This is a genomic window from Streptomyces sp. T028, from assembly GCF_048159505.1.
Classification (GTDB): Bacteria; Actinomycetota; Actinomycetes; order Streptomycetales; family Streptomycetaceae; genus Streptomyces.
In genome coordinates this window covers 92613-117579 of sequence record NZ_JBLRVZ010000013.1, presented here as the reverse complement: position 1 = coordinate 117579, position 24967 = coordinate 92613, and the positions used below count along the sequence as shown (strand labels likewise).

General features: G+C 70.0%; 24 protein-coding genes. 11 read left to right on the top strand and 13 right to left on the bottom strand.

Features of this window, described 5'->3' with window-relative positions:
* The first annotated feature begins 572 nt into the window (after positions 1-572).
* Positions 573-1166: a hypothetical protein gene (locus ACLZN2_RS14855; RefSeq protein WP_416978916.1), complete on the top strand. Its 594-nt coding sequence runs from the start codon at positions 573-575 to the stop codon at positions 1164-1166.
* 314 nt (positions 1167-1480) lie between these two features.
* Here the strand turns inward: ACLZN2_RS14855 and ACLZN2_RS14850 are convergent, their stop codons facing one another.
* Complete coding sequence (locus ACLZN2_RS14850) at positions 1481-3613, bottom strand: glycogen debranching N-terminal domain-containing protein (protein WP_416978915.1); 2133 nt, start codon at positions 3611-3613, stop codon at positions 1481-1483.
* A 135-nt stretch (positions 3614-3748) separates the two neighbouring features.
* Here ACLZN2_RS14850 and ACLZN2_RS14845 point away from each other — a divergent pair, with 135 nt between their 5' ends.
* The 6 genes from ACLZN2_RS14845 (at position 3749) to ACLZN2_RS14820 (ending at position 10986) form a co-directional block, all read left to right on the top strand.
* Complete coding sequence (locus ACLZN2_RS14845) at positions 3749-4798, top strand: LacI family DNA-binding transcriptional regulator (RefSeq protein WP_416978914.1); 1050 nt, start codon at positions 3749-3751, stop codon at positions 4796-4798.
* 403 nt (positions 4799-5201) lie between these two features.
* Positions 5202-6671, top strand: a complete 1470-nt coding sequence (locus ACLZN2_RS14840; RefSeq protein ID WP_416978913.1) for a glycoside hydrolase family 32 protein — start codon at positions 5202-5204, stop codon at positions 6669-6671.
* 85 nt (positions 6672-6756) lie between these two features.
* Positions 6757-8100, top strand: coding sequence for an ABC transporter substrate-binding protein (locus ACLZN2_RS14835; RefSeq protein ID WP_416978912.1), 1344 nt, complete (start codon positions 6757-6759; stop codon positions 8098-8100).
* 66 nt (positions 8101-8166) lie between these two features.
* Entirely contained in the window at positions 8167-9108 is a 942-nt protein-coding gene (locus ACLZN2_RS14830) for a carbohydrate ABC transporter permease (protein ID WP_416978911.1), read from the top strand.
* Positions 9109-9110: 2 nt separating this feature from the next.
* A complete protein-coding gene (locus tag ACLZN2_RS14825) occupies positions 9111-9968 on the top strand; it encodes a carbohydrate ABC transporter permease (protein WP_416978910.1) in 858 nt (285 codons plus the stop codon).
* 370 nt (positions 9969-10338) lie between these two features.
* The gene (locus tag ACLZN2_RS14820; RefSeq protein ID WP_416978909.1) at positions 10339-10986 is read left to right on the top strand and encodes a DUF4158 domain-containing protein; all 648 of its coding nucleotides are present in this window, start codon (positions 10339-10341) and stop codon (positions 10984-10986) included.
* Between the two features lie 117 nt (positions 10987-11103).
* Here ACLZN2_RS14820 and ACLZN2_RS14815 read toward each other — a convergent pair whose 3' ends face one another.
* The gene (locus tag ACLZN2_RS14815; protein ID WP_416978908.1) at positions 11104-11232 is read right to left on the bottom strand and encodes a hypothetical protein; all 129 of its coding nucleotides are present in this window, start codon (positions 11230-11232) and stop codon (positions 11104-11106) included.
* Between the two features lie 59 nt (positions 11233-11291).
* Here ACLZN2_RS14815 and ACLZN2_RS14810 point away from each other — a divergent pair, with 59 nt between their 5' ends.
* Entirely contained in the window at positions 11292-13298 is a 2007-nt protein-coding gene (locus tag ACLZN2_RS14810; RefSeq protein WP_416978907.1) for a Tn3 family transposase, read from the top strand.
* Here the strand turns inward: ACLZN2_RS14810 and ACLZN2_RS14805 are convergent.
* Both ACLZN2_RS14805 and ACLZN2_RS14800 read right to left on the bottom strand, forming a co-directional pair.
* A complete protein-coding gene (locus ACLZN2_RS14805; RefSeq protein ID WP_416978906.1) occupies positions 13291-13575 on the bottom strand; it encodes a hypothetical protein in 285 nt (94 codons plus the stop codon). The two genes, ACLZN2_RS14810 and ACLZN2_RS14805, sit on opposite strands and share 8 nt — an antisense overlap.
* A 102-nt stretch (positions 13576-13677) precedes the next feature.
* Entirely contained in the window at positions 13678-14088 is a 411-nt protein-coding gene (locus ACLZN2_RS14800) for a hypothetical protein (protein ID WP_416978905.1), read from the bottom strand.
* Positions 14089-14133: 45 nt separating this feature from the next.
* Between ACLZN2_RS14800 and ACLZN2_RS14795 the strand changes: the two genes are divergently transcribed.
* The gene (locus ACLZN2_RS14795) at positions 14134-14736 is read left to right on the top strand and encodes a TetR/AcrR family transcriptional regulator (protein WP_416978904.1); all 603 of its coding nucleotides are present in this window, start codon (positions 14134-14136) and stop codon (positions 14734-14736) included.
* Between the two features lie 163 nt (positions 14737-14899).
* Complete coding sequence (locus ACLZN2_RS14790) at positions 14900-15166, top strand: hypothetical protein (RefSeq protein WP_416978903.1); 267 nt, start codon at positions 14900-14902, stop codon at positions 15164-15166.
* A gap of 102 nt (positions 15167-15268) precedes the next feature.
* Here ACLZN2_RS14790 and ACLZN2_RS14785 read toward each other — a convergent pair whose 3' ends face one another.
* A complete protein-coding gene (locus tag ACLZN2_RS14785; RefSeq protein WP_416978902.1) occupies positions 15269-15916 on the bottom strand; it encodes a TetR/AcrR family transcriptional regulator in 648 nt (215 codons plus the stop codon).
* 187 nt (positions 15917-16103) lie between these two features.
* On the opposite strand from ACLZN2_RS14785, the gene ACLZN2_RS14780 reads away from it, so the two are divergent.
* A complete protein-coding gene (locus ACLZN2_RS14780; RefSeq protein ID WP_416978901.1) occupies positions 16104-17228 on the top strand; it encodes a cytochrome P450 in 1125 nt (374 codons plus the stop codon).
* Between the two features lie 213 nt (positions 17229-17441).
* Here the strand turns inward: ACLZN2_RS14780 and ACLZN2_RS14775 are convergent, their stop codons facing one another.
* From ACLZN2_RS14775 to ACLZN2_RS14740, 8 genes are all read right to left on the bottom strand, one after another.
* Complete coding sequence (locus ACLZN2_RS14775; protein ID WP_403834133.1) at positions 17442-18683, bottom strand: FAD-dependent monooxygenase; 1242 nt, start codon at positions 18681-18683, stop codon at positions 17442-17444.
* Positions 18684-18817: 134 nt separating this feature from the next.
* The gene (locus ACLZN2_RS14770) at positions 18818-19363 is read right to left on the bottom strand and encodes a cupin domain-containing protein (protein ID WP_403834130.1); all 546 of its coding nucleotides are present in this window, start codon (positions 19361-19363) and stop codon (positions 18818-18820) included.
* A gap of 455 nt (positions 19364-19818) precedes the next feature.
* Complete coding sequence (locus tag ACLZN2_RS14765; RefSeq protein ID WP_381009589.1) at positions 19819-20007, bottom strand: ferredoxin; 189 nt, start codon at positions 20005-20007, stop codon at positions 19819-19821.
* 10 nt (positions 20008-20017) lie between these two features.
* Complete coding sequence (locus tag ACLZN2_RS14760; protein ID WP_416978900.1) at positions 20018-21265, bottom strand: NAD(P)/FAD-dependent oxidoreductase; 1248 nt, start codon at positions 21263-21265, stop codon at positions 20018-20020.
* Positions 21262-21969 (bottom strand): SDR family NAD(P)-dependent oxidoreductase, encoded by a 708-nt coding sequence (locus ACLZN2_RS14755; RefSeq protein WP_416978899.1) that lies wholly within the window; start codon positions 21967-21969, stop codon positions 21262-21264. The genes ACLZN2_RS14760 and ACLZN2_RS14755 overlap by 4 nt, the downstream gene beginning before the upstream one ends.
* Positions 21962-23383 (bottom strand): aromatic ring-hydroxylating oxygenase subunit alpha, encoded by a 1422-nt coding sequence (locus ACLZN2_RS14750; protein ID WP_416978898.1) that lies wholly within the window; start codon positions 23381-23383, stop codon positions 21962-21964. The genes ACLZN2_RS14755 and ACLZN2_RS14750 overlap by 8 nt, the downstream gene beginning before the upstream one ends.
* A gap of 61 nt (positions 23384-23444) precedes the next feature.
* Complete coding sequence (locus tag ACLZN2_RS14745; protein ID WP_416978897.1) at positions 23445-24017, bottom strand: 3-phenylpropionate/cinnamic acid dioxygenase subunit beta; 573 nt, start codon at positions 24015-24017, stop codon at positions 23445-23447.
* A gap of 19 nt (positions 24018-24036) precedes the next feature.
* Positions 24037-24933, bottom strand: coding sequence for a hypothetical protein (locus ACLZN2_RS14740; protein WP_416978896.1), 897 nt, complete (start codon positions 24931-24933; stop codon positions 24037-24039).
* Positions 24934-24967: the final 34 nt, after the last annotated feature.

The window sequence follows — 24967 nt, the reverse complement described above, 5'->3', positions numbered from 1 at the left end:
CGCCCCGCGAACCAACTCGCCTGATACGCGGCGTCCAGAAGGACGGCTCGCGGTGACGCGTTCTGCCCGCAAGGAGTTCACCACCATCGCCTCGGCACGGTCGTCGACAACGGGGGTCGAGTAGGAACCGTGCAGAGACTGCAGTTTGGTGTCACATTATTTGACGCCTGCCGGGCCGCCTCCCGTCTTGCCGCAGTAAAGGCCGGATTTACTGCGACAGACCCCCTACCGTGATCGTCGCGACCTGCAGCGGACTCTCCGGCCGCTGCCGGCGAGGTGTACGCATTTACTGCGGCAGTGCCGGAAAGGCGGGACGGACGTGACGATCGAACCGGTGACTGAACTCGGGAACGGGGGCGCGCTCTGGTACCTCACCGGCGTGGGCATCGCGAAGTCCTCCGCACGGATCTACCGGATCTCGCTGACGACGTGGGGGTGGATGCTCGCCGGCGAGCCCGCTCCGACCGGACCCGCCCGCCGGGGCGCGAAGCCACCCGTCTTCCCCGTCACCGGGATCGACGACCCGGCACTGCCGGAGGTGCTCCGAACTGGCGGCGGCGCGGGCGGACGAGATGGACGCCGACACCGTAAACCGGGAGCTGTCCATCGCGCGCAAGGCGATCGGCTGGTGGCAGCGCCAAGGCTGGATCGTCGTCGATCCGACGATCGGCATCGAGCGGCGGCCGGCGCCGCCGGATCGCACCAAGGCTCTGGCGGGGAACCAGATCGTCGCCCTGTGGCGGCTGGACGTCGCCCGGCGGGAGAAGGCGTTCTGGAAGATGCTCTACGAGTCCGCCGCGCGGGCAGATGAGGTGCTGTGCCTGAACGTGGAAGACCTCTACCCGCAGGACAAGCGGGGGAAGATCACTGCCAAGGGCGGGGCGATCGAATGGATTCACGGGCAGTCCAGCACCGCCCAGCTCCTGCCCCGACTGATCGCCCGCCGCACCCGCGGGCCGCTGTTCCTCACCGACCGCAAGGCCCCGGCCGGGACACCGACGCTCGACATGTGCCCGGAGACCGGCCGGGCCCGACTCTCCTACCGCCGGGCTGAGGAGATCTTCGAGGAGAACACCCGGCGCTGCTGGCCAACCCGCTCGCCTCACCCGAGGACATTGAGGACCTGGACGGCTGGACACTCCACCGGCTCCGTCACAGTGCTCTGACACACGACGCTGAGGACGGCACCTCCCCCCTATGTTGCTGGCCCGCTCCCGCCACGCCTCGGTCCGTTCCCTGGAGCGATACGCCCGCCCCGGCGTCGACTCGGTCGCCCGACACGTCGCCGAACGCGACCCCGCCGCACGTCGCCGCACGCAACACCTCTCGTTTGCAGCTGGTGTGGCACGCACATCGCGATTGAACAGCACCCGGGTGGCTGGTGTTTCCACGCCTTTGCAGTTGGGCGAGGAAGGTGTCGATGATCGTGCGGAGATCTTCGGCGCCCCAACTCGCCTTGAGAAAAGAGGGGCGTTGCTGGTCACGACTGATCGATGACCACTGTCATGCCTTCCGGCGCCACCGTGCTTGCTGCGCCGTCCGCTGCGACGGTGACCTCCAGCGGGTCGGCGGCCACCCGCAGCCCCGTCACTGTCAGCGGGCCGTACTCGTGTGCGAACGTGGGGGCGACCGTCACCGTGCCGCCGGGGACGTCCGCGTCGAGGCCCAGGGCGGCCTGGAGCACGAGGACCGACGATGCTGCTGCCCATGCCTGCGGTCGGCAGGAGGCGGGGTAGGGCGCGGGGCGTGCGCCGGCTTCGGCGCTGTGGCCGGCGAACAGTTCGGGCAGGCGGGCGTCGAAGTGGGCGGAAGCGTCTAGCAGGCCGGAGGCGAGCGATGCCGCCGCCTGGGGGAAGCCGGCCCGGACGAGGCCGTGTACGGCGATGGCTGTGTCGTGGGGCCAGATCGAACCGGTGTGGTAGCCGTAGGGGTTGAAGCCCCCTGAGGCGCTGCTCAGGGTGCGCAGTCCGTGGCCGGAGTCGAGGTCCGGGTCGGTGAGCCGGGCGGCCAGCAGCGCGCTCTCCTCGTGGTTGAGCAGGCCAGTGCCGAGCAGGTGGCCGAAGCCCGAGGTCACCGAGTCGACGGGGCGGCCGTCACGGTCCAGGGCGACGGCCGGGTAGGGGCCGAGTGCGTCCTGCACCCAGAACCGCTCGCGGAAGCGGTCGGCCAGCTGTTCGGCCCATTCCTCCCATACCTCGGCTCCCGGGCGGTCGAAGGCCCGCAGCAGTGCCGCTCCGCCTATTGCGGCCTCGTAGGCGTATGCCTGGACCTCGCACAGGGCGATCGGCGGCTCGGCGAGGCGGCCGTCGCGGTGGCGGATGGAGTCGTCGTGGTCCTTCCAGCCCTGGTTGGCAAGGCCCCGGCCGGTCTGGTCGACGTACTTGAGGAAGCCGTCGCCGTCCGCGGCTGACTGCTCGCGCATCCAGGCCAGTGCCGACTCGGCGTGGGGCAGGAGCTGTTCTACGTCGCCTGCGGGCAGGCCCCAGCGCCAGGCGTCGTGCAGCAGGGTGATCCACAGGGGGGTGGCGTCCACTGTGCCGTAGTAGAGCGGCGGCAGGACGAGCGTGTCGCTGAACTGCTGGGTGGTGCGCCGTGCTTCGTGCGGGATCTTGCCCGGCTGTTCTTCGGTCGCCGGGTCGACGATGGTGCCCTGGCGGCGGGCGAGGGTGCGCAGGGTGCCGGCGGCCAGGTCGGTGCCCAGGGGCAGCAGCATGCGGGCCGCCCAGATGGCGTCGCGGCCGAAGAGGGTCAGGTACCAGGGAGCGCCGGCAGCCAGGAACTGATCGGCGCGTGCTCCCGCGTTGTCGCCGGAGAGCGGATCGGTCAGACGCAGCCGGTCCAGGTCGGCGACCGACTGCTGCAGCCAGCGGTCGAAGCGCCGGTCGGCGCTGCGCAGAACGGGCACGCTCCAGGGCACCTGCGCAGTGGGCGGGGCCGGGAACTGGTCGCCGTCGGCGTGCGCGGCCGTGCAGGTCAGGAGCACGGCCTGCGACTGGCCGGGGGCCAGTTCGATGTCGTACGACAGCTGTCCGGCGGCAGCGTCCAGCGTGTCCGGCGACGGGGTGCTGTGCAGGCGCACCGCGAAGCGGTCGCGTGACCAGAGCAGTCCGTCCGCCACGGCTTGGGGCGGTATGTGGTCCAAGAGGTGGCCAGCCTTGACCTTCTCCATCGGCGCGAGGTCGGTGGCGGCCTGGACCGTGAGCCGGAGGCGGACCGGCCGCGCGCCGGCGTTGCTGACCGTGAAGGTCTCCTCCAGGCGGCCGGAGGTGACGGTACGGCGCCGGTGCAGGGCGACCACCGGGTCCTCCGTCATCTCGCCCAGTCCCCGGAGGACCGCCCGGAAGTCCGCCCGGTCGGCGCCTTGCAGCCCGCCCGCGACCGGTGCGAGCACGGCGTTCGAGGCGGCGACGGCCAGCCGGGACAGGGCCCTGCTGTCGCCGTGGTAGAAGCCGTCCGCACCGTCGGTGAGCTGCCCGTTCGCGGGTGAGATGACGAAGCTCGGCGCGTGCAGCGTGACGACGGCGTCGTGCAGGAACGGCTGCAGGCCGTGGACCGCTGCCCCTAGGGCGGTGGCGGAAATGTTTCCGTCATGGGTCTTGACAGTGACGTCCAATGGGGCGCAACCTCTCGTTCATTAAATCGATAAAAGAACCCTAACCGCGAGTTCGCAGGGCTGACAAGCCGCTCTGAATCGCTTAAATGGATCCACGCCCAGCTTGTTCCAGCCCGACCGATCCTGGAGATCGCCATGCCCCGCTCTCCCCGCAGTTCCCCGGCCAAGGGTCCGGTGACCATCGCCATGGTTGCCGCCCGGGCCGGTGTCTCCGCGCCGACGGTGTCCAACGCGATCAATGCGCCGGAGAAGCTGCGTCCCGAGACTCTGGAGCGGGTGCTGCGTGCGATCGACGAGACGGGCTACCGCCCCAGCCGCGCCGCCCAGACACTGCGCACCCGCTCCAGCAAGCTGATCGGCTACGGCGTCAGGCCCTCCCCGCCTGGGACCACGGCCCCGGTCATGGACCGTTTTCTGCACGCCCTGTCCGAGGCCGCCGACGAGGCCGGCTACCGCATCCTGCTGTTCGCCTCACCGCCCGGCGGCGCGAGCCTCAAGGGCTATGAGGAACTCCTCGACCAGTACGACGTCGACGCCTTCGTGCTCAGTGACACAGACGAGCGGGGCGACCCGCGCCAGCCCTGGCTGGACAAGCGGGACGTGCCCTTCGTCGCCTTCGGCCGGATGTGGTCCAAACGACAGATCGGGGACTGGATCGACGTGGACGGCGCCGCCGGCACCGACGCGGCGGTGGAGCACCTGATCTCCCTCGGGCACCGCAAGATCGCGTTCCTGGGCTGGCAGCGCGGCTCCGGTGTCGGTGACGACCGTGCTGAGGGCTGGCAGCGGGCCATGCGCCGACACGGCCTGCCGACACGGGGGCGGAGGGCAGAGAGCGCCGACGACGTGGATGATGCGCGTGCCGCCGTCAAACCGCTGCTGGACGCGGGCGCCACCTCCGTGGTCGCGGCCAGCGACACCCTCGCGCTGGGCTGCTATTACGCCCTGCGCGAGCGCGGGGCCACACCGGGCCGGGACGTCGCCGTGGTCGGCTTCGACGACTCGCCGACCGCCGGCATCCTCTCGCCCGGCCTGACCTCGCTCGCCCAGCCGCTGGAGGCGGTCGGCCGGGAGTGCGTCAGCCTGCTCCTGGCGCGGCTGGCCGACCGGGACGCGCCGCCGGAGCGGGTCCTGCTGGAGCCGTCCCTGGTCATCCGTGACAGCACGCCCGCACCGGACGTGTGAGCAAAGGGGGCTGAGCCGCCGTGTCCCTGTGTACGGCGCACCACCCCGGCCGAGCCGGCCGCAGTGGTCCACCGCAGCAACGCGCCCATCCCAGATCGCGGGTGCGTTCCCGAACGGCCGGTGTGCCAGGCATCCCTGACCTGCCTGGTCCACCGGTTCGACCGCGGCGCCCCGTGCCCTGCCCGCCCCGCGTGCGGGGCGCCGCCCAGATAAAGCCCTGTCAGGCCGGCCGTTCATCCGCCCCCGCTCACCGGGCAGCGGATCGATCCTCCGGGCCGGATGGCCGCGGCGGCATCACGGCCGCCATCCACTCGCCGCTGGTGGAAGCCGACGCCTTCGCGTAGATCGCGGCCGGTCCCCGGCTGGCCGCGGCACGCTCTCTGACATACCGAAAGGCACGTGTGTGTCCACCGCACCCCTCGATCCGTACCGGCCCGTCGTGCACCTGCGCCCGCCGAGCAACTGGATCAACGACCCCAACGGGCTCGTCTTCCACGACGACCAGTACCACGTCTTCTTCCAGTACAACCCGTACGGAGCGACCCACGCGAACATGCACTGGGGTCACTTCCGCAGCCCCGACCTGATCAGCTGGGAACCGCTGCCGATCGCCCTGTCCCCTACCCCGGGGAGCCTCGACGCCGACGGCTGCTTCTCCGGCAACGCCGTCTCCGACGGCGAGAGGATGGTCGCCTTCTACTCCGCCCACCGCCAAGAGCGCCCGCAGCACCAGCCGGTCACCTGCGCCACCTCCCGCGACGGCGGCCGGACCCTGCGCCCGCGCGGAGAGCCGCTCATCCCCGAGCTGCCCGATGACTGCACCATGTACCGCGACCCGTACGTCTGGCGGCACGGCGACGGCTGGCGCATGCTGGTCGGCGCCGCCCTCGCGGACGGGCGCGGCGCGGCCCTGCTCTACGACTCGCCCGACCTGGAGACCTGGACCTATCGGGGGCCTTTCGACGCCCGCGAGCCGGAATCTGTCGGCGATGCCGGCTTGCACACCGGTGAGGGCTGGGAATGTCCGCAGTACCTCCCGGCAGGCTCCGGAGCTGGGGCCCTGATCTTCAGTGCGTGGAACGACGACGACAGCCCCCGGTGCGTCGTCGCCCTGGTCGGCGAGGAACACGGTGACGTCTTCGACGCCGACTCACCGGTTCTCGTCGACCATGGTCCGGACTGCTACGCACCCGCACTGCTGCGCGCACCGGCCGGCCGGTGGCTGCTGTGGGGCTGGTCCGGGGAAGCCCGCGAAGAAGCCTGGGCCGTCGCAGGAGGATGGACCGGCACACTCACCGTTCCGCGCGAGATCTCTGTCGGCGACGACGGCTCGCTGCGTCAGCAGCCCGCAACGGAACTGCTCGCGCTGCGCGGCGAGCACACCCTCCACGCCGCAGGCGAGCTGCACGGCCCGCAGCCGGTGGACCTCGGCAGCGTGGGCCGCGCCTTCGACCTCACAGTCCGTCTGGATGCGGAGACGGCGGCCGGTCTGCGGCTGCTCACCACCCCGGACGGCGCCGAGTACCTCGACATCCGCCTAGATGCGGTCGCGGGCGAACTAGTCGTCGACCGCGACCACGCCTCCATGGACGCCCGGGCCCGCGGCGGCTCCTACCGGATGCCCTGCCCCACCAGTCAGCCCGTCGAAGTGCGCGTGGTCGTCGACCACTCCATCGCCGAAATCTTCCTGACCACCACCGGCCAGGTCCTCACACTGCGCTTCTACCCGACAGGTCACGGCCCCTGGCGGCTTCAGGCCCGCACCACCCCGGGCACACGACTCGGCTACACGGTCGACGCGTGGGATCTGCACCCGCTCGTGATCAAGGAGCCCAGCGCCGACGCCGCAGAGCCGGCGCCGACATCGCCGTAGGGCCGGCTCCCACCCAGATACCCCACACCCCAGCACAACCGCACCACCCACCCTCACCCCGCACCGCATACGGAAGGCACCCGCCATGATCGCCGGAAACAGCAGACCTCGCCGCACGGCATGTACCACCCTCGCCCTCGTCCTGCCCCTGGCGGCGCTGGCCGCCTGCGGCGGGAGCGGCGGCAGTGACGCCTCTGCCGAGGGCGGCAGCGGCAAGGGCACCATCAGCGTCTGGGCCCACCAGGGCCAGAAGAGCGAGGACGCCGTGCTGCAGGCCGCGGTGAAGTCCTTCAACTCCTCGCAGAGCAAGATCAAGGTCGAACTGAAGCTGCTGCCCGGCAACGACTACACCAAGACGGTCACCGCGACCGAGGCGTCCAAGCTGCCGGACGTGCTGGAGTTCGACGGCCCGACGATGGCGAACTTCGTCTACAACAAGAAGCTCGCCCCGATCGACGACTACGTCTCCGTCAAGACGATGGGCAACGCCACCGACGCGAGCAAGGCGCAGGGCGAGATCGGCGGCAAGCACTACGGCCTGGGCATGTACGACTCCGGCCTGGGCATCTACGGCAACAAGAAGCTGCTGGACGCGGCCGGCGTCAAGTACCCGACCAGCGTGGCCGACGCCTGGACGGCCGCCGAGTTCACGGCCGCGCTCAAGGCACTGAAGGCCAAGGACTCTGACGGCAAGACCCTCGACATCTCCGAGCAGTACGGTCTGGCCGGCGAGTGGGGCACCTACGGCTTCGCCCCCATCGTCTGGTCGGCCGGCGGCTCCCTGCTCAAGGACGGCAAGGCCGAAGGCGCCCTCGACACCCCGGCCGCGGTCTCCGCCCTGAAGACCTTCCAGTCCTGGAAGACCTACGTCGACCCCAACACCGACGGCAACGCCTTCGCCAAGGACCGCGTCGCCCTCAGCTGGGTCGGCCACTGGAACTACCCCACCTACAGCAAGGCCCTCGGTGACGACCTCGTCGTCCTGCCCCTGCCCGACTTCGGCAACGGCCCCAAAACCGGCCAGGGCTCCTGGGCCTGGGGCATCGGCGCCGACACCAAGAACGCCAAGGCCGCCGGCACCTTCATCGACTACCTGCTCAACGACACCAACGTCACCGCGATGACCAAGGCCAACGGCGCCCCGCCCGCCACCACGACAGCACTCGCCGCCAGCGAGCTGTACAAGCAGGGCGGCCCGCTCCAGCTCTTCGCCGACCAGCTCGCCAAGCCCTGCGGCGACAGCCAGATCGACAAGAGCTGCGTCGCCGTCACGCGCCCGGTGACCGCCGGATACCCCACCATCACCGCCAAGTTCGGTGAGGCCCTGAACTCCATCTACGGCGGCGCCGACCCCAAGGACGCCCTGGCCAAGGCCGCCCGCGCCATCGACCAGGACTTCTCCGACAACGCCGGCTACAAGATCCCGTAGGACCGATCGGCCGGGGNNCGGGCGCGGCCCACGCCGCGCCCGCCCCGCCGGGAACAGGACCCCCCTGTGACCTCCGCCAAGCCCGCGCGTCCGGCACACCCAGGGCGCAAGAACCGCGACTGGCTGCACGGACTGCTCATGTCCACGCCCGCCGTCGCCGGACTCATCGCCTTCGTCGGCATCCCCTTCTGCTACGCCGTCGTCCTCTCCTTCTACAACGTGCGCCTGGGCTCCCCGCTGGCGCCCACGTTCTTCGGCCTGGAGCAGTACCGGCGGCTGTTCACCGACCCCGACCTGTCCGGCCCGTTCCTGCGGGCCCTGCTCAACAACCTGACCTTCGCCGTGGTCGTCGTACCCGTCCAGACCGCTCTCGCCCTCGGCCTGGCGATCCTCCTCAACCGCAAGCTCAAGGCGATCGGCCTGTTCCGCTCCTTCTTCTTCATGCCGGTCGTCTTCCCCATGGCACTGGTCGCCGTGATCTGGCGGCTCATCCTCGCCCGCAGCGACCAGGGCATGCTCAACTCCGCGCTGCACGCGGTAACCTTCGGCCACTGGGGCGCCTTCGACTGGCTCGGCGACGGACTGACCGCGATGGCCTCGATCATCGTGCTGTCCATCTGGCAGGGCGTCGGCTTCCAGATGGTCATCCTCCTCGCCGGACTCCAGCAGATCCCCGGCGAGCTCTACGAAGCAGCCCAGCTCGACCGCGCCACGCCCTGGCAGCAGTTCCGGCACGTCACCCTGCCCGGCATCCGCGGCACGCTCGTCTTCGTCGCCATGCTCACCTCGGTGCTCTCCTTCCGCGTCTTCGACCAGGTTTACGTCCTCGTGCGCGGGGGCGGCCTAGACGAGGACGCCACCCGCACCGTGATGTACCAGGCCGTCACCACCGCCTTCGACCAGAACAACATCGGCCAGGCATCCGCGATCACCGTCGTCTTCTTCCTGATCGTCGTCGCCCTGACCCTCATCCAGCGCCGCGTCGTCCGGCCCGACCACGAGGACTGACCATGAGCACGAACACCAGCGGCCTGACGCATACCCCGCTGCGCCGCTTCCTCGACTACGCCGTGCTCAGCGTGCTGGCCTTCGTCTTCGCGCTGCCCGCCATCTACCTGTTCATCGGCAGCCTCAAGCCGTCGGACGAAGTACTCAACGGCCTGTCCGGCTTCCTGCCCACCCACCTGTCCTTCGACAACTACACCGCCGTCCTGGACAGCCTCAACTCCGACAGCACCGGCTACTTCTGGCAGTTCCTGGGCATCTCGGTGCTGCTGGCGTTCGTCGTCGTCACCGGTGGCCTGTTCGTCAACTCGATGGCGGCGTACGGGCTGTCACGCCTGAAGTGGCGCGGCCAGGGCGCCGTCTTCACCCTCGTCCTGCTGCTGATGCTGATCCCGTTCGAGTCGGTGGCCGTCCCGCTCTTCTACATGTTCAACGACCAGCGCAACACCCTGTTCATCCTGGCGCTCCCCTTCATCGCCAACGCCTTCTCGGTCTACCAGTTCCACACCTTCTTCCACTCGATCCCGCCGAGCATCGAGGAAGCCGCCCGCCTCGACGGCGCAGGCCCCTGGCGCACCTTCTTCGCGATCATCGTCCCCATGTCGAAGCCGGCCTTCGCCTCCGTCGCGATCCTGACCTTCCTAACCCAGTGGGGCTCCTTCCTGTGGCCGGTCCTGATGGTCTCCGACCCCTCGGTACGACCGCTGCCGCTGGAGATGAGCGTCTTCCAGGGCCAGCAGCCCCCCGACTGGGGCCAGACCCTCGCCTTCGGCGTCCTTCTCGTCCTGCCCGTACTGATCGTCTTCGTCTTCTTCCAACGCTGGTTCGTCCAAGGCGTCGCCAGCTCGGCGGTCAAGGGCTGATCCCCTCCGCACACTGCGCCTCATCCGCACAGAGGCAGCCCATGAGCCCGGCCGCCAGCGGCATCACCGCCGTCGCCCCACCCGCTTCCTCGCCCGCGTCTCCCACGACGTCTTCGGCACCTTCTTCCGCAACCACCTCACCGCCCCCCGGAGTCGTCCCGACCGGCAGTGTGAGCGCCCCCGAGCCCAGCACCCTCGCCAACCTCGCCAGGCGCCGGTGAACTCCTCGAACGTCTCCGGGCCACCGGCTGACACTGGAACGCGTCCGACCGCCCGAACCAACAGGCCCCGCGACCGCATCCGCTGATCATGTGACTTAAGGTGAGCGCCGTCACAGCACCAGGGGAAGCGATGGGGAGGGGCGGGACGGGTGGCGTTCCTGACCGACGAACAGCGCCGCAGCTACGGCACGTTCACGCAGGTGCCGGACGACGGGCAGCTGGCCGGCTACTTCCTCCTGGACCGCGAGGCTCGGCGGCGGGCGATGGCCTGCCGGGGCGCGAGGTCGCAGCTCGGCTACGCAATCCAGCTGGGCACCGTGCGGTTCCTGGGCACTTTCCTGGCCAACCCCGAGGACGCGCCAGCCGAAGTCGTCGAATACGTCGCCGACCAACTCGGCCATGTCCCATCGGTGCTGACCGGGTACGGCGCCGAGCGCACCCGCTGGGACCACCAGAACGCCATCAAGGACGCCTACGGCTACAGCGACCTCAAGAGCGACGCCTGGTGGAAGCTGGCCCGCTGGCTGTGGGACCGCTGCTGGTCCGGCAACGAACGCCCCATCGCCCTGTTCGACCTCGCCACCCTGCACATGGTCGAGAACAAGGTGCTGCTGCCCGGCGCCACCGTCCTCGAACGCATGGTCACCTCCATCCGCGAACACACCAACCGCAAGACCTGGCGCACCCTTGGCCGCCAAGCCCACCGCCGAGCAGCGGGCTGCCCTGGCCGCGCTGCTGCCGGTCGAGGACAGCCGCCGTACCTCCAAGCTGGACCGGCTGCGCCGCTCCCCGCGTGACATCACCGGCCCCGGCGCGGGCAAGGCCATCGAACGGTTCATCGAGCTCAACAAACTCGGAGCGAGCGCCTGGGACCTGTCCGCCATCCCCGCCAGCTGCCTGCACGCGCTGTCCCGCTACGCCTCCTCGGTGCGCGCCAAGGCGGTCGCCGACCTCGCCGAGCCGCGCCGGATGGCCACCCTGGTGGCGTTCGCCGCGGCAATGCGCACCCGCTCCGCGGACGAGGCGATCGAGGTCTTCGACATGCTGATGTCCGCTGTCCGACCTGGCCCGCACCTCCGCGAACCTGGCCGCCAAGCAGCGCATGCGCACCATGGGCGACCTGGACTCCGCCGCCCTGATGCTGCGCGAGGCATGGATCACCCTCAGCCACGCAGCCGCCGATCCCGAGGGCGACACCCGGTCCGGCTTCGACCTGCTCGACATCACCGCCATGCACCAGGCCGCCCGCACTGTCGGTGAACTGGCCCGGCCTCAGGCCGAGGCCATCGCCGCCGAGCTGACCGCCCGCTACCGCACCATCAACCAGCCGCTGCGGCGCCTGGCGAAACACCTCGGTCTGGAGGGCCTTGAAGAGGCGGGCCCCCTGATGGAGGCGTTGGCGTTCCTGCCGAAACTGGAGCGGACCCTGGCCAAGAGCCACCAGCGTGACCTGTTCCCCTCCGTCCCCGTGGGCCACCTCGGCCCCACGTGGCAGACGAGGGTGTTCCCACCGAGGGCGAGATGGCCGGTGGTGTCGACAAGCACGCCTGGATCGTCGGTACCGCCGAGGCCCTGCGCGGCGCCCTACGGCGTCACGACGTGTTCGTCCCCGGCCTGGACAAGTGGGGCGACCCCCGCAAAGCACTGCTCCAGGACGACGCCTGGGAAAACGCTGCCCCCGGGTGTGCCGCAGCCTCGGCCTGTCCGCGACGCCCGGCGTCGATCTGGGCCGCTGGTGCCGGGAACTCGACGACGACTGCGCGACCACCTCGTGCTCACCGGCCTGGACAAGCTCACCGAACCGGCCAGCCTCAAAGACCTGCGCGAGGCCGTCGACGCCCGTATCCCCACCGTCGACCTGCCTGAACTCCTCCTCGAAGTCCATGCCTGGACCGGGTTCCTGAACCACTTCCACCACGTCTCCGAGGCTGGCAGCCGCGCCGAACACCTCGTCGTGTCGCTGGCAGCGGTGCTCGTGGCCGAGGCGTGCAACATCGGGATACAGGCGATGGTCTCCGAGGACGAGCCTGGCCGTTCCCGCGATCAGCTGTTCTGGGTCGAGCAGAACTACCTGCGCGCCGAGACCCTCCGCCTGGCCAACGCGGTCCTGGTCGACTACCAGGCCACCTTGCCGATCGTCGGGCACTGGGGCGGCGGCGAACTCGCCTCCGCCGACGGCCTGCGCTTCGCCACCCCGCTGCGCGTCCTCAACTCCGGGCCGAACCCGAAGTACTTCGCCGCCCGCGGCATCACGCTCTACAACTACCTCTCCGACCAGTACAGCGGCTTCAACCACATCGTCATCCCCGGCACCCGCCGCGACAGCCTCTACCTGCTAGACGGCATCCTCGACCAGCCCACCTCGCTGAACCCCACCGAGATCGCCACCGACACCGCAGGCGCGTCCGAAATGATCTTCGGCCTGTTCCGGCTCCTCGGCTACCAGTTCTCCCCACGCCTCGCGGACGCCGGACACACCCAGCTCTACCGCGCCGACCCAGGCGCCGGCTACGGCCCCCTCAACCCGCTCACCACCGGCCGCATCCGCCAGCAGACCATCACCGACAACTGGGACGACCTGCTGCGCCTCGCGGGCTCCCTGCGCGAGGGCACCGTCCGCGCCTCCCAGATCCTGCCCGTCCTCGCAGGCCAGGGCCGCCCCAGCCCGCTCGGCCGCGCGGTCATGCAGATCGGCCGCCTGGACCGCTCCGCCTTCCTCGCCCGCTACTACCACAGCGAACTCTTCCGCCGGAAGATCAACACCCAGCTCAACCGCCAGGAGTCCCGCCACGAACTCGCCCGCCGCATCTTCTACGGACAGAAGGGCGAACTGAGGCAGAAGTACAAGGAGGGGCAGGAGGATCAGCTGTCGGCACTGGGACTCGTCCTGAATGCCTGTGTTCTGTGGAACTCGGTTCATATCCAGGAAGTGGTCAACCAGCTCCGCGCCGAGGGCCACCACGTCTCCGACGCCGACCTCGCCCGGCTCTCCCCACTCGGCCACGACCACATCCGCATGATCGGCCGCTATCACTTCCGACTCTCGCCCGAACTCGCCGCCGGCAAGCTCCGCCCGCTCCGCGCGACGCGGGAGACGGTCGTCAGCTGACCGGCGAGCCGCCCCCGGCCTGCCGCTCGGCGAGCAGCCGCCGTACCTGCTCGTGCGAGACCCCGCAGAACGTACCGATCCGCCGCAGCCCCCACCCCTCATCCGAGGCCGCCGCCATCGCCTCCACCCGGGCCTCGTCCAACGCGCCCACCAGCGTGCTCCGCAGCTCCTCCAGCAGTCGCATCCGCAACGCCGGGGCCAGCCCGTCCAACTCCCGGCAGAAACGCTCCACATCGGAGCGCAGGAACCCCACCCGGGGGTCACTCACCTCATCCACGAGCCACAGCGAACAGGCAGCTCAACCTGGGTGTCAAATCATGTGACACCAAAGTGCACTCTCTGCGTGGTTCCTACTCGACCCCCCACAACCGGGACGCCCTCAGCAAGGTGGCTCGGCGGGAGCCGGCCCGGGGATCCCGCCGTACGCGTCGAGGTCATGAGCCGGGACGATCTGTATGAGATTCTCGAGGGCGACCGTCCGCAGCAGGTGCTGCCGCACGGACGTGGGATCGTGGTCGGCGAACCTCCGCATGAGCCAAGGCCGTTCGACCCGGTTGCGGATGCCGTCGAGCTGCCAGGTGAGATCGCCGACGAAGGCGTACCGTGTGCCGGAGGGCAGGGTTACGAAGACGATCACCGAGCCGGCGGTGTGGCCGGGGGCGAGGGTGATGACCACGGAGCCGTCGTAGGGTCCGCTGTCGAAGTCGTAGGAGCGGATCTCGTGGCCGGCGGACACGTGGCGGAAGACCCTGCTGCCCGGAGCGTTCGCCGCGTACCGCCGTTCGGCCATGTTGTGGGTCCCGGGTCCCACCACTTGCGATGGGCCCATGGGCAGATGGCAGCCGGACACTCGCGAGCGCATGTAGAACGCTGCCTTGGAGCTGTTCGAGCGCGGCTACGACAACACCACCGCGCCGCGCAGATCGCCGAGCGGGCGGGGACGTCGAAGAGCACGTTCTTCCGTCACTTCACCGACAAACGCGAGGTGCTGTTCGTCGGCACGGGTGAGATGGCCGACCGAGCCGCGGCCGCGGTCACCGCCGTTGCGCCCGGGATCACGGCCTTCAACCTCGTCGACGCGGTCCTGCAGGCGATCGTCGAGGTGTTCGACCCGAGCAAGCGCACCTGGTACGGGCGCCGCCAGGCGGTTGTCGATCACAACCCCGAATTGCGCGAGCGTGACCTGATCAAGCGGCAGACCCAGAACGAGGCGATCGCGACGGCCCTGCGGGACAAGGGCCTGGACGGCATGTTCCCGGACGTGGTCCTCGCCCTGATCGGGCTGGCCTCCCACGCGACCTACACCCGCTGGATCGAAGCCTCCGACGACCGGGATGTCTCCGCCCTGGCCGCCGAAGTGCTGGCTGAACTGCGGACCGCCATCACCGCCTTGAACCAGGGGCCGTCTGCGAACGGAACGTTCCCAGAGCAGGGATGACGCACGTGCGGCACCGTCAGGAGTTCGGCCGGGTCCCGCATGGCATCCGTGATCAGTCAGAACCTTTCTCGCTGCGCGCCGCTTGCTCGCTGAGCGGTGTGCAGCGAGAAGTCGCAGGTATCGGGTCTGGGGTGAATGACAAGTGGGTTACTCGGGCCGGTCGATGGCCGCCCACCATGGTGCGGATACTCCGGACGCCGACCCGGCGGTCATCTGTGGCTGCGAGACGGCCTGCGACCGGCTCCTGACCTGCGGCCAGAAACTGTCCGACAAGGCGCTGGCGGCCGTCCGGGCACCCGTCGGGCACGGCTTCGCCCACCTCGAGAAGAGGCGCGACCTCCGCAGGGTCCGAACCGACCCGAAGGGGGCGACGGTGCTGGTGCGAGCCCGGCTCGTGCTGACAGGCCGGGAAGTCATCCGCTGTCGATGATCCTGACGATGGACCATCGCCCCGGACCTGCCGCGGCACCAGCCGCTCGACGCCTTCGAGCACCCGGCCCGTCTGACGTGCAGCTTGGACGAGGCGCCGGGCTCAGTGGCTCCGGGTCTCGTAGTCGTCGCGGGTGACCGGCTCTCCGGGCAGTGCGACCAACGTCCCGTCGGCCCGCAGGCCGGCCATGAGCATGGCGAGCAGCCGGCGGTGAGCGCCCTGCGGAAGGGTTGAAGGGCGTACGCCGGCGAGCATCGCGACCGCCATGGCCACGTCGCCCACGCCCACGTCCGCACGCAGCGCCCCCTCGGACCGGGCCGCGTCCACGATCTCCTCGAAAAGGTCCAGGAGACGCCGGCGCCCGGCCAGGACTTCGGGTGACTGCAGCTCGGCGCGGGACCCGGCGCCGTGCAGGGTCGCGTCGATCGCGAGCTGCAGCGCGGCGGCCTCGGCCATCACCCGCTCCAGCACACTCCACGCGTCCGCTTCCGTGGCGCGCGCCTCGCGTATGCGGTGCATCGCCAACTCCAGGCTGTCGAGCACGACCGCGCTCACCAGCGCCTCCCGGCTCGGGAATCTCCGGTACAGCGTCCCGACGCCCACCCTGGCGGCACGGGCCACATCCTGCATGGCCACGTCGAACCCGTAGCGGCTGAACTGCTGACGGGCGGCCTGGAGGATCTGGTCGCGGTTCTGGCGCGCGTCGCCGCGCAGCCTCGTCGGCGTGGCTCCTGACGGGTGCGTCCCCACGGTTCCTCCTTCGGTGGCCGGCCATCCCTCGACATTCGGGTCCAGCCTAGCTACCGTCAAGTGGATAGAATCCGTCCACTTAGAGATGGGGCCGCCCATGCAACGGACTTCTGAAAGGACCTGTCCCGTAGTCCATCTGCCGGTACGTCGGGAGGACGGACTGGCACCCCCGGCGGACTACGCCGGGATGCTGGCACTCGAACCTGTCTTCCCCGCCACGCTGCACGACGGGCGTGAGGTCTGGGCCGTCGCACGGCACTCGGTCGTCCGTGAGGTGCTGAACGACGTCCGGTTCAGCACCGATCGCAGACGGGAGGGTTATCCGCTGCTCAGCGCCAGCCAGCCCGCCCGGCGGCGCGACGTACCGCGCAACATCATCACGATGGACCCTCCCGAGCACCCCCGGGCCAGGCGTGCGGTGACCCAGGAGTTCACCTCACGTCGGATCAACCAGCTGCGACCGAGGATCCAGGAGGTGGTCGATCAGCGGATCGACCGACTGCTCGAGGTGGCGCGGCCCGTCGACCTGTTCGAGGTCCTGGCGTTGCCGGTTCCCTCGCTGGTCATCTGTGAACTCATCGGCGTGCCCTACCGCGATCACGCGTTCTTCGAGGAGAGGTCGAGCCGTTTCCTGTCCGCTGCTGCGAGCCGGGAAGAACGGGCGGCGGCGCTCGAGGAGTTGCGTGACTACATGCACTCCCTGGTCGCGGACAAGGAACGGCGCCCCACCGACGACCTGCTCGGTCGCCAGGCAAGGGACGGCGCCGACCACGACTACCTCGTGGAGCTTGGTGTGCTGCTGCTGGTCGCGGGACACGAGACCACGGCGAGCATGATCGGGCTCGGCACCCTCGCACTCCTGCAGCGCCCCCACCTCTGGGAGGTCGTACGCACCGAACCCGACCGTGTCCCCGACGTGGTGGAGGAACTGCTGCGCTGGTTCACGATCGCCGAGAGGGTCACCGTCAGGGTGGCCATCGAGGACGTCGAGCTGTACGGCCGACAGATCCGGGCCGGGGACGGCGTCCTGCTGCTGACGAACGCGGCCAATCACGACCCCGAGGCGGTCGCGCACCCTGACGTGATCGACCCGGACCAGGCGAGCCGGCAGCATCTCGCGTTCGGGTTCGGCCCCCATCTGTGCCTCGGCGCGAACCTGGCCCGTGCGGAGCTGGAAATCGCCCTGGGCACGCTGACCAGGCGGGTCCCCGGTCTGCGCCTGGCCGTGCCGGTCTCCGAACTGCGGTTCCGCCACGAGTCCAGCATCTTCGGTCCCCTGGAGATCCCCGTGTACACCGGGACCGCCCGCTGAGCACGACCCGTGTACCAACCGGTCAGAAGGCCGGACGGGAGACGCTCATGGATATGGGGTGGTGCGCGCGACTCGATCCACAGCCGGGCGCACCACCCCGTACGGTTCACCGGATGGCTGCAAGGGGAGGTCAGTCAGCGCGGAGGCCGGGCGCGACGAACGGCCGAAACCGGATCCTCGCCGCTCCCCGACCTCCGCCGAAGGCCTCGACGTTCAGGCCTTCGCCGCTTCCCGGAAGGCGTAGTGCATGGCACTCGCGCCCTCGGCGATCCAGGCCTCGAAGCCCTTCTGGTCCATGGTGCTGTAGTCGGGCGCGTTGAGGACCTGCTGCGAGCCGAAGGCCTGGCCCACCTTCACCAGGGCGGCACCGGCGGCGGGTCGCTCGATGTCGTAGGCGGCGAGTGCCTCGTCGAGGGTGTCGGACGCCGCGACCAGGCGTGCCAGCGCCAGCGCGTCCGTGATCCCCTTGACGCCTCCGCTGGCCGTGTGCGGACGGGCGATGCTGCCGGCGTCGCCCGCCAGACAGGCCGTGCCGTTCACGTAGTGGGGCAGCTCCAGGTCCCAGATGCCCTGCATGGCCGGGTCGGGGGTGTTCACGATGATGTCGCGGTGCCACGGGGGAAGGTACGTGGCGGCTGCTGAGCGCAGGTACTCCAGCATGGCGTCCGGCATCTTCTCGCCCGCGCTGACGGCCTGGAGGCTCGAGACCCGGCCCTCGTCGTCGTACTCGGCACCGAGGACATCCAGCGGGGCGTTGCCGTCGTACCAGGCCCAGTTGAGCCGGCGCCGTCCCTTCGCGTGCTCGCCCTTGTGGCCGGGGACCAGGTAGATGGCCGTGCCACCGTTCTTGGTGCCGATGCTCTGGAAGCTGTCCTCCACCGGAGAGATGTCGGCGATCCGCTCCTCGTCCACGACCCCGCGCCAGACCGGGTACCCGCTGTAAACGGGGCGCGCGTCCGGGAACAGATCGGCCCGGACGCGGGAGCGGTAGCCGTCCGCGCCGATGACGAGATCGAACTCCTCGACGGCGCCCGAGGGGAGGTGGACCGCGGAGGTCCGCTCGCCCGGGACCACCTTCGACACGGTCGTGCCCCGACGGATGTCCACGTCCTGGGCCCGGGAGGAGATCTGCCGGTAGACCAGGCCCCAGTGCTGCATCTCGACGATCATGGGCTGGGTGCCGACGACCCTGCCCAGCGGCAGATCCCCGGAGTTGACGGAGAACACCCGACGGACCGAGCTGCGCAGACCGCGCGCCTCGGGGTCGAACAGCCCGAGTTCCGTGAGCTCGTCGAGGAAGGTGTGCGGAAGGCCGAGGCCCGCACCCCGTTCGTCCAAGGTCCCCGTAGATCGCTCGAACACGGTCACGGCGTGTCCCTGGCGCCGGAGCAGGACCGCTGCGGTCATGCCGACGAGCGAGCCGCCTACTATTCCCACACGAAGCTGGTTCTTCACGAGAAACTTCCTTGTCCCTGAGTGAATGCCGGCGCGGTCCTGCGCGCCGGGACCCACAAGGTCCCGGCGGGACCGCACCACCGGCGTCGGTGCGGTCCGTGTCTGGTGCTCCGGCCGTCAGCGACGGCCGGCCGCTAGTCGATCGGAGGCCGCGCGTACTCCTCCGAGAACTCGGTGAAGTAGCGCCTCGCCACTTCCTGGACCGGACCCAGCTGGGTGGGGTCCTTGCGCATGATCTCGGCCATCTCGCGGAACAGGCCGACGTACAGGCTCGGCGAGAAGGTGCAGAACATCACGGCCTCCTCGTCGAAGGGGTTGTGGAAGCCGTGCGGTGCCCCGGGCGGGACCATGATGAAAGTGCCCGGGCCGACGATCCGCGTCTCCTTCTCGACGCTGAACTCCACCCGGCCGGACAGGACGTAGAAGCCCTCGTCGTGCTTCTGGTGCCGGTGCTGGAGTCCCGAGTTGCGGCCCTTCTGCACGGTCGCGATCCCCACGGCCAACCTGCCGGCGGTGGTGTCACCCGCCTCCAGCAGCTTCATCTGCAGCGTGCCGTCCAGAGTGATCTCGCCGTCTCCGGCCTCGACGAGCGAGACCCGCTTCTGGATCTCCTCCGGGTCCCAGACCAGTGGGCGTACCGTGGTCGGCTCATCCTCGGAGGACTCGGGTGTGGTGGTCATGTGTGATTACCTCCATGGTGTGCGTATGAGACGTGCTCGGCGCGGACACGGTCCACGCCGGGTCCGATCGGCTCCGTCCCGCAGCGCGGACGCACCGTGGCCCGTCTCCTGCATCAGGTGGCCGGCCCGGCCTGGTCACCTGCCGGTCGGCACCGGTCTCGTCGGCGTCGAACGCGTGCTCGCGGTGGCCAGGAGTGTGGGGGGAAACGATCTCGACCTAAGGTCTGCTTCTGCTTCCGGACGGGCGGGGCGCGGCGACTCGGGCCCCCGTTGACCGGGAGGGCAGGCCCCGACGACGAGCCGCCCGGAAGCCGGTAGGTCGTACGACCAACCAACCCCCGCGAGGGCCGCCCTGTCCAAGTCCCATTCGGTGGGGCCGATACCGTCCCGGTATCGGCCTGACGCCCGGTCCGTGGCTCGTTCCAGGGCAGGGACAAGGCGCATGGGCCGGTCAGTCAGTCCAAGACCGTCAGGGCCTTGGCCGGGCACCGGCGGGCACCCTTTCTGGCCGCCGCCTCGAGCTCCGGCGGGGGCTCGGGCAGGATCACCTCGACCACCTGGTCCGGGAGGTCGTAGACATCGGGGGCGACGGCCACGCAGTTGCCGTAGGCCATACAGGCGGACTGGTCGGCTTCGATCTTCATGAGGTCACCTCTAGCTCTTGCTCTTGACTTCCTGGGGGACCCGCGTCAGGTCGGAGGGGGTCGGGGCGGCCCGGCGCAGCGCCAGGATCTCCTTGGGCACATCGATGCCGACGTACGCGACGGTCTCGTCGCGCCGGTGGTAGCGGTACAGACGGGGGTCGCCGCTCCCGCTCCCGGCGGCCGTGCGGCCGTCGGCCAGGGAAACCTCGACCACCTCGTCCGCCCCGGCTGGGTCGCCGAGGACCTCGATCCGCAGCCCGAACTGGTCCGACCACACGTAGGGCAGTGCCGTGTAGGGCTCGGCGTTCCCGCGGCCCGCCAACAGGTTGGCAGCGGCGAGCTCGCCCTGCTGGGACGCGTCGGTCCAGTGCTCCACGCGGCGCCCGACCGAGCCGTGGGCGTCCACCACGCGCACCACGTCCCCGGCGGCGACGACGTCGTCACCCGCGAACAGGGTGGGCTCGCACAGCAGTCCGCGGTCGACCCGGAGCGAGGAGCCTTCCAGCCACTCGACGCGGGGCATCGAACCGATGCTGACCAGGACCTCGTCGAAGGTGAGGACATTCCCGTCGGCGCTGTGCACCTCGACCCGGGAGCCGGAGGCGTCGCGCGGCACCAGCCGGGTCACCTCGACCCCGGTCCGTAGGTCGATCCCGTAGGCGGCCTGCAGTTTCGCCAGGCCCTCGGCCACGTCCGGGCCGAGCACCTCGGCCATCGGACCGGCCCCCCGTTCGAGCACCGTGACCTCCAGGCCCAGGCCGCTCGCGCCGTAGGCGACCTCGGAGCCGATGAAGCCTCCGCCGATCACGCCCAGGCTCCGGGACCCGCGCAGCGCCGTGCGCAGCCGGAGGGCGTCGTCGCGGGAGCGCAGCGTGTGCACGCCAGGGGCCGGCACGGGTGTCCCCGGAAGTGTCCGCGCACCGGCTCCGGTGGCGATGACCAGCCCGTCGTAGGCGACGACCTCGCCGTCGGCGAGACGCACCTCGTGGGCGGACACGTCGAGCCCCACGGCTCTGCTCCCGAGCCGGACGTCGACCTCGAGCTCGTCCCACTCCTCCTGGTCGAGCAGGGCGATCTGCTGGACCGGCCAGTTCTCCGTGAGTATCCGCTTCGACAACGGCGGCCGGTCGTAGGGGAGATGCGGCTCCTCGCCCACGAGCACGATCCGCCCGGTGTGACCTTCTTCGCGCAGGGCTTGTACGGCACGGACGCCGGCCAGCGATGCGCCGACCACCACCACCTGCTCGGGCACCCTCACCACACCCATGGCAGCAGGCCGATCGGGATGATGGCTCCGGTGACCGCGGGCAGACCGATGACACCTTCGACGGCCGCCGCCACCGTGTCCGGGTCCAGCACCACGCCGCCCAGGTTCCGCGCGGCCCGAGCGCTGTCCGTCCCGGTCCCGGTGGCTCTCGCCTCGACCAGCATCCCCGTCTCGGTGGCGCCGGGCACCACCACGTTGACCCGGATGCCGCGCGGCGCCAACTCGGTGGCGAGGGTGCGTGACCAGCTCACGAGCGCGGCCTTGGTCGCTCCGTAGGCGCCGAGGCTCGGCTTTCCGAACGCCGCTCCGGAGGCGATGTTGACGATGGAGGCGTGGTCGTCGCGCAACCGCTGCGCGGCGGCCTTCACCAACGACGCCGACCCCACGACGTTCACCTCGAAGGTGCGCCGCCAGTCGTCGTCGGAGACCTGGGTGGCCGGACCGGTCGGACGGATGGCCGCCGCGTTGACGATCGCGTCCACCGGGCCGCTCACCCGGTCGAGGGCCGCCCGCGCGGTGTCCGGATCGGAGATGTCACCCGTCACACGGTGCTGGGCCTTTCCGGAGGTGGCTTCGGGGAAGGACCTGTCGAGTGCGACCACCTCGTAGCCGGAGGCGGTCAGACGGGTCGCCACGGCGGCTCCGATGCCGGAGCCGGCACCCGTGACGATCGCGGTGCGTCGGATCTCAGCCATGGTTCACCTCGGTCTGGTGGCGCGTGCCGGCCGGCTTCATCAGGGACTCCCAGCTCTCACCCTGGACCAGACGGGCCCAACGGGCGTAGAAGTTGCGCGCGTTCTCCTCGGTCGACCAGTGGGTCGACTCCAGCGCCCCCTCGACAGAGGCGGGGCGGGTCATGCCCAGACCCTGGGCGTAGTTGTACGGCAGCTCGCTCGCGCGGGTGCCGCGGCTGGCCTGTGTGGCGTAGTCCCAGTTCTCCAGGTCGTCCTGCTCGGTCAGCCCGCCCGGGCCGGAGTAGCGCAGGTAGTAGTGGCGCAGCCACTCGCGGGCGTCGTCGCGGGCGTTCTTGTCGACGACGTACCACCGCCAGATCTCGGTCTCGTGGGCCGAGACGGGATGGGCGACCATGATGGTCTTGGGGAAGCCCAGTGCGTGCAGGGACATGTTCGGGAACATGGTGGCGGGACCGTTCGCACCGACCGGGTGACCGGCGGCGAGCCTCGTCTCGCGGCGGGAACGGGAGAGCTCGGCGAAGTACTCGGTCAGCTCGGGGTGGTCGGCGAACGTCGGCGAGGGCCGGTCCTCGTCGGGCGAGTCGCAGGCGCCGTGGCCGAGGTCGGGCCAGGAGACCGAGCGCTGGAACGTGGCCCGCCGGGCGGCCAGGGCGCCCGGCCCCGTCCCGTGCCGGGTGCCGCCCGCCCCCGCGGGACCGATGCCGACCGCTTCGACGCTCGCGTGGGTGGTGTCGGCGTGGTAGGAGTCGCCGAGGAAGTTCTCCGCCACGAACTTCCAGTTGGCGGGCACCCGCCACTTCTGCACCCCGGCAATCGTCTCGGCGCCGGCCTCGATTCCGCCGAGGCTGTCGGCGAGGTTGTTGAGCCAGAAGCGGAAGCTGCCGACGTAGTCCTCGAAGGAGGGGGCGTCGGGATCCCAGGTGGCGAAGATCAGCCCGCGGTAGTTCTCGGTCCGTCCCGGCCGCACCAGGCCCCAGTCCTCGCGGCGGAGCTTGCCGCCGTAGGCGTTGCGCAGGTGGGGCACTCCGAACAGGTCCCCGGGGGCGTCCACCAGCTCGCCGTCGACCGAGTAGGACCAGCCGTGGTAGGGGCAGGTGAAGTCCAGGGTGTTGCCGGAGTCGTAGCGGCACACCTTCATGCCCCGGTGCCGGCAGGAGTTGAGGAGGACGTGCACCTCGCCCTCCGTGTCCCGGGTCAGCAGTACCGAGTCGGTGCCCATCCGTGAGGAGAAGAAGTCCCCGGGCTCCGGGATCTGCGACTCGTGGCCGACGAACAGCCAGGCGCGCCGGAACAGGTGGGCGAGCTCGGCCTTGAAGATGTCGTCGTCGACGAAGATCCTGCGGCTGATGATCCCCTGCTCGGCGTCGACCAGCGTCGAGAGGTCGAGAGGATCGTTGCGTTCACCGGGTGTCATCGTTGTTGCTCTCATTTCTGCTCAGCCGCTGCCCGTCCCGTCGGGTGCGCCTCGGCATGATTCACAGGAAGATCGTCAGGTTCTTGGCGAGGAGCACGCTCTGGTCGACCAGCACCACCCGCTTGCGGACCAGCCACGAGCCCGCGGCGGGTACGAGCGTGTCGTGGCGCCGCCCGACGAACAGATCGCTCTCGGTGTCGACACGGTTGCGCTGGACCACGAAACGGCTGGTGACCTCGACCCGGTCGTCCGCCACGAGGACCGGGCGGACGTTGGTGACCAGGTGCGAGACCCGGGAGACCGGTTCCTCGGCCCAGTGCTCGCCGGTGCTCAGCTGGGTCACCCGCATCGTCAGGGTGCGCTTGTCGTCGTCGAACCACATCGCGTCCTGGCCGCCCCTTGTGTTCTCGCGGGCGAGCTCGCCGGAGTGGACGTTGCGGCGGATCGGCACCTGGTACTCGACGTCGTCGTGGAGCAGGGTGAGCCACTCGTCGAAGCGGCGCTCGTCGAGCAGGTCGGCCTCCCGGTACAGGAACTGCGCGATGCTCCACTGCAGGGCCATGGCGCGCGGGTCGACCTGGTCGAGGGTGTGCTCGACGGTGTCGTTGCCGAGCTCGTTGACGACGGAATTCATGGGGGGCACCTTTCCTGCCTCAGCTGCTCACGGGCCGGCGGCCCGATCCGAAGGCCACGCCCATCCCGGTGATCCACTTCTCGACCAGTTCGTACGAGGTGTGGGTAGCCGGTGTGGAGCCGCCTGCCGCCCAGGCCGCGGCCCAGGTGCGGATCTCGTTGGCGCCGCCGCCCCGCGGGTCGATCTCGGGCTGCTCGACCCGGGCGAACAGGTCTGCCTGCCCCCCCGCCATGCCGGCCAGCAGCGCCTGGTCCCACTCCGGATCGAGATAGTCCAGGGCCGTGGCCAGCGAGGCCGCGCGCTGCTCGGGGTCGAAGCGGCGGGCGCCGGGCTGGGGCTCGGGGAACGGCGGGTGGTGGCTCAGGCCACCGGTGCCGATGTAGAGGACGCGCTCCTCGCGTGCCGCGAGCGCCTGTCCGAAGGCCTCTCCGAGACGCACCGCCCGGGAGACCGGGAAGAGCGGAAAGCCGATGGCGTTCACCACGACGGGCAACAGCGGCACCGCGCCCGGCTCGTCGAAGAGCTGCAGCAGTGTCAGCCCCGTGCCGTGGTCGACACTGACCCCTTCGCCGACCGCGAGGTCGACGCCGTTCTGCACGACGGAGGTGTAGACCTCGGCGGCGAGCGGGTGGACGGTGAGCGGAATCCTCGGGATGTCGAACTCGGGCAGGGTCGAGCCGGACAGGACGCCGGTGAACGGGGGCCGGACCTCCATGAGCATGTTCATGTGGTCGGGCGCGAACATCACCACCAGGTCGGGTGCGAAGTCGGCGATGAACTTCTTCACGTCCTCGACGGCGGCGCGGTAGTCGGGCCCCGCGTCCTGGTTGCCGGGAAGGGTCATGAAGGGGCTGTGCGACAGGCACACCCAGGCGCGATCCGTCTCGACCCCGCTCTGGACGGTGGTCTGACTCACCTCGGGCTCCTTTTTTCGTATTCCGAAAGTTTTT

Bases quoted from the DNA above. Each gene is read 5' to 3' on its own strand.
- ACLZN2_RS14855 (WP_416978916.1), top strand. From the start codon at position 573: ATGGACGCCGACACCGTAAACCGGGAGCTGTCCATCGCGCGCAAGGCG.
- ACLZN2_RS14845 (WP_416978914.1), top strand. From the start codon at position 3,749: ATGCCCCGCTCTCCCCGCAGTTCCCCGGCCAAGGGTCCGGTGACCATC.
- ACLZN2_RS14835 (WP_416978912.1), top strand. From the start codon at position 6,757: ATGATCGCCGGAAACAGCAGACCTCGCCGCACGGCATGTACCACCCTC.
- ACLZN2_RS14825 (WP_416978910.1), top strand. From the start codon at position 9,111: ATGAGCACGAACACCAGCGGCCTGACGCATACCCCGCTGCGCCGCTTC.
- ACLZN2_RS14815 (WP_416978908.1), bottom strand. From the start codon at position 11,232: ATGTCGAAGACCTCGATCGCCTCGTCCGCGGAGCGGGTGCGCATTGCC.
- ACLZN2_RS14810 (WP_416978907.1), top strand. From the start codon at position 11,292: ATGCGCACCATGGGCGACCTGGACTCCGCCGCCCTGATGCTGCGCGAG.
- ACLZN2_RS14800 (WP_416978905.1), bottom strand. From the start codon at position 14,088: ATGGCCGAACGGCGGTACGCGGCGAACGCTCCGGGCAGCAGGGTCTTC.
- ACLZN2_RS14795 (WP_416978904.1), top strand. From the start codon at position 14,134: ATGGCAGCCGGACACTCGCGAGCGCATGTAGAACGCTGCCTTGGAGCT.
- ACLZN2_RS14790 (WP_416978903.1), top strand. From the start codon at position 14,900: ATGGCCGCCCACCATGGTGCGGATACTCCGGACGCCGACCCGGCGGTC.
- ACLZN2_RS14780 (WP_416978901.1), top strand. From the start codon at position 16,104: ATGCTGGCACTCGAACCTGTCTTCCCCGCCACGCTGCACGACGGGCGT.
- ACLZN2_RS14770 (WP_403834130.1), bottom strand. From the start codon at position 19,363: ATGACCACCACACCCGAGTCCTCCGAGGATGAGCCGACCACGGTACGC.
- ACLZN2_RS14765 (WP_381009589.1), bottom strand. From the start codon at position 20,007: ATGAAGATCGAAGCCGACCAGTCCGCCTGTATGGCCTACGGCAACTGC.
- ACLZN2_RS14755 (WP_416978899.1), bottom strand. From the start codon at position 21,969: ATGGCTGAGATCCGACGCACCGCGATCGTCACGGGTGCCGGCTCCGGC.
- ACLZN2_RS14750 (WP_416978898.1), bottom strand. From the start codon at position 23,383: ATGACACCCGGTGAACGCAACGATCCTCTCGACCTCTCGACGCTGGTC.
- ACLZN2_RS14745 (WP_416978897.1), bottom strand. From the start codon at position 24,017: ATGAATTCCGTCGTCAACGAGCTCGGCAACGACACCGTCGAGCACACC.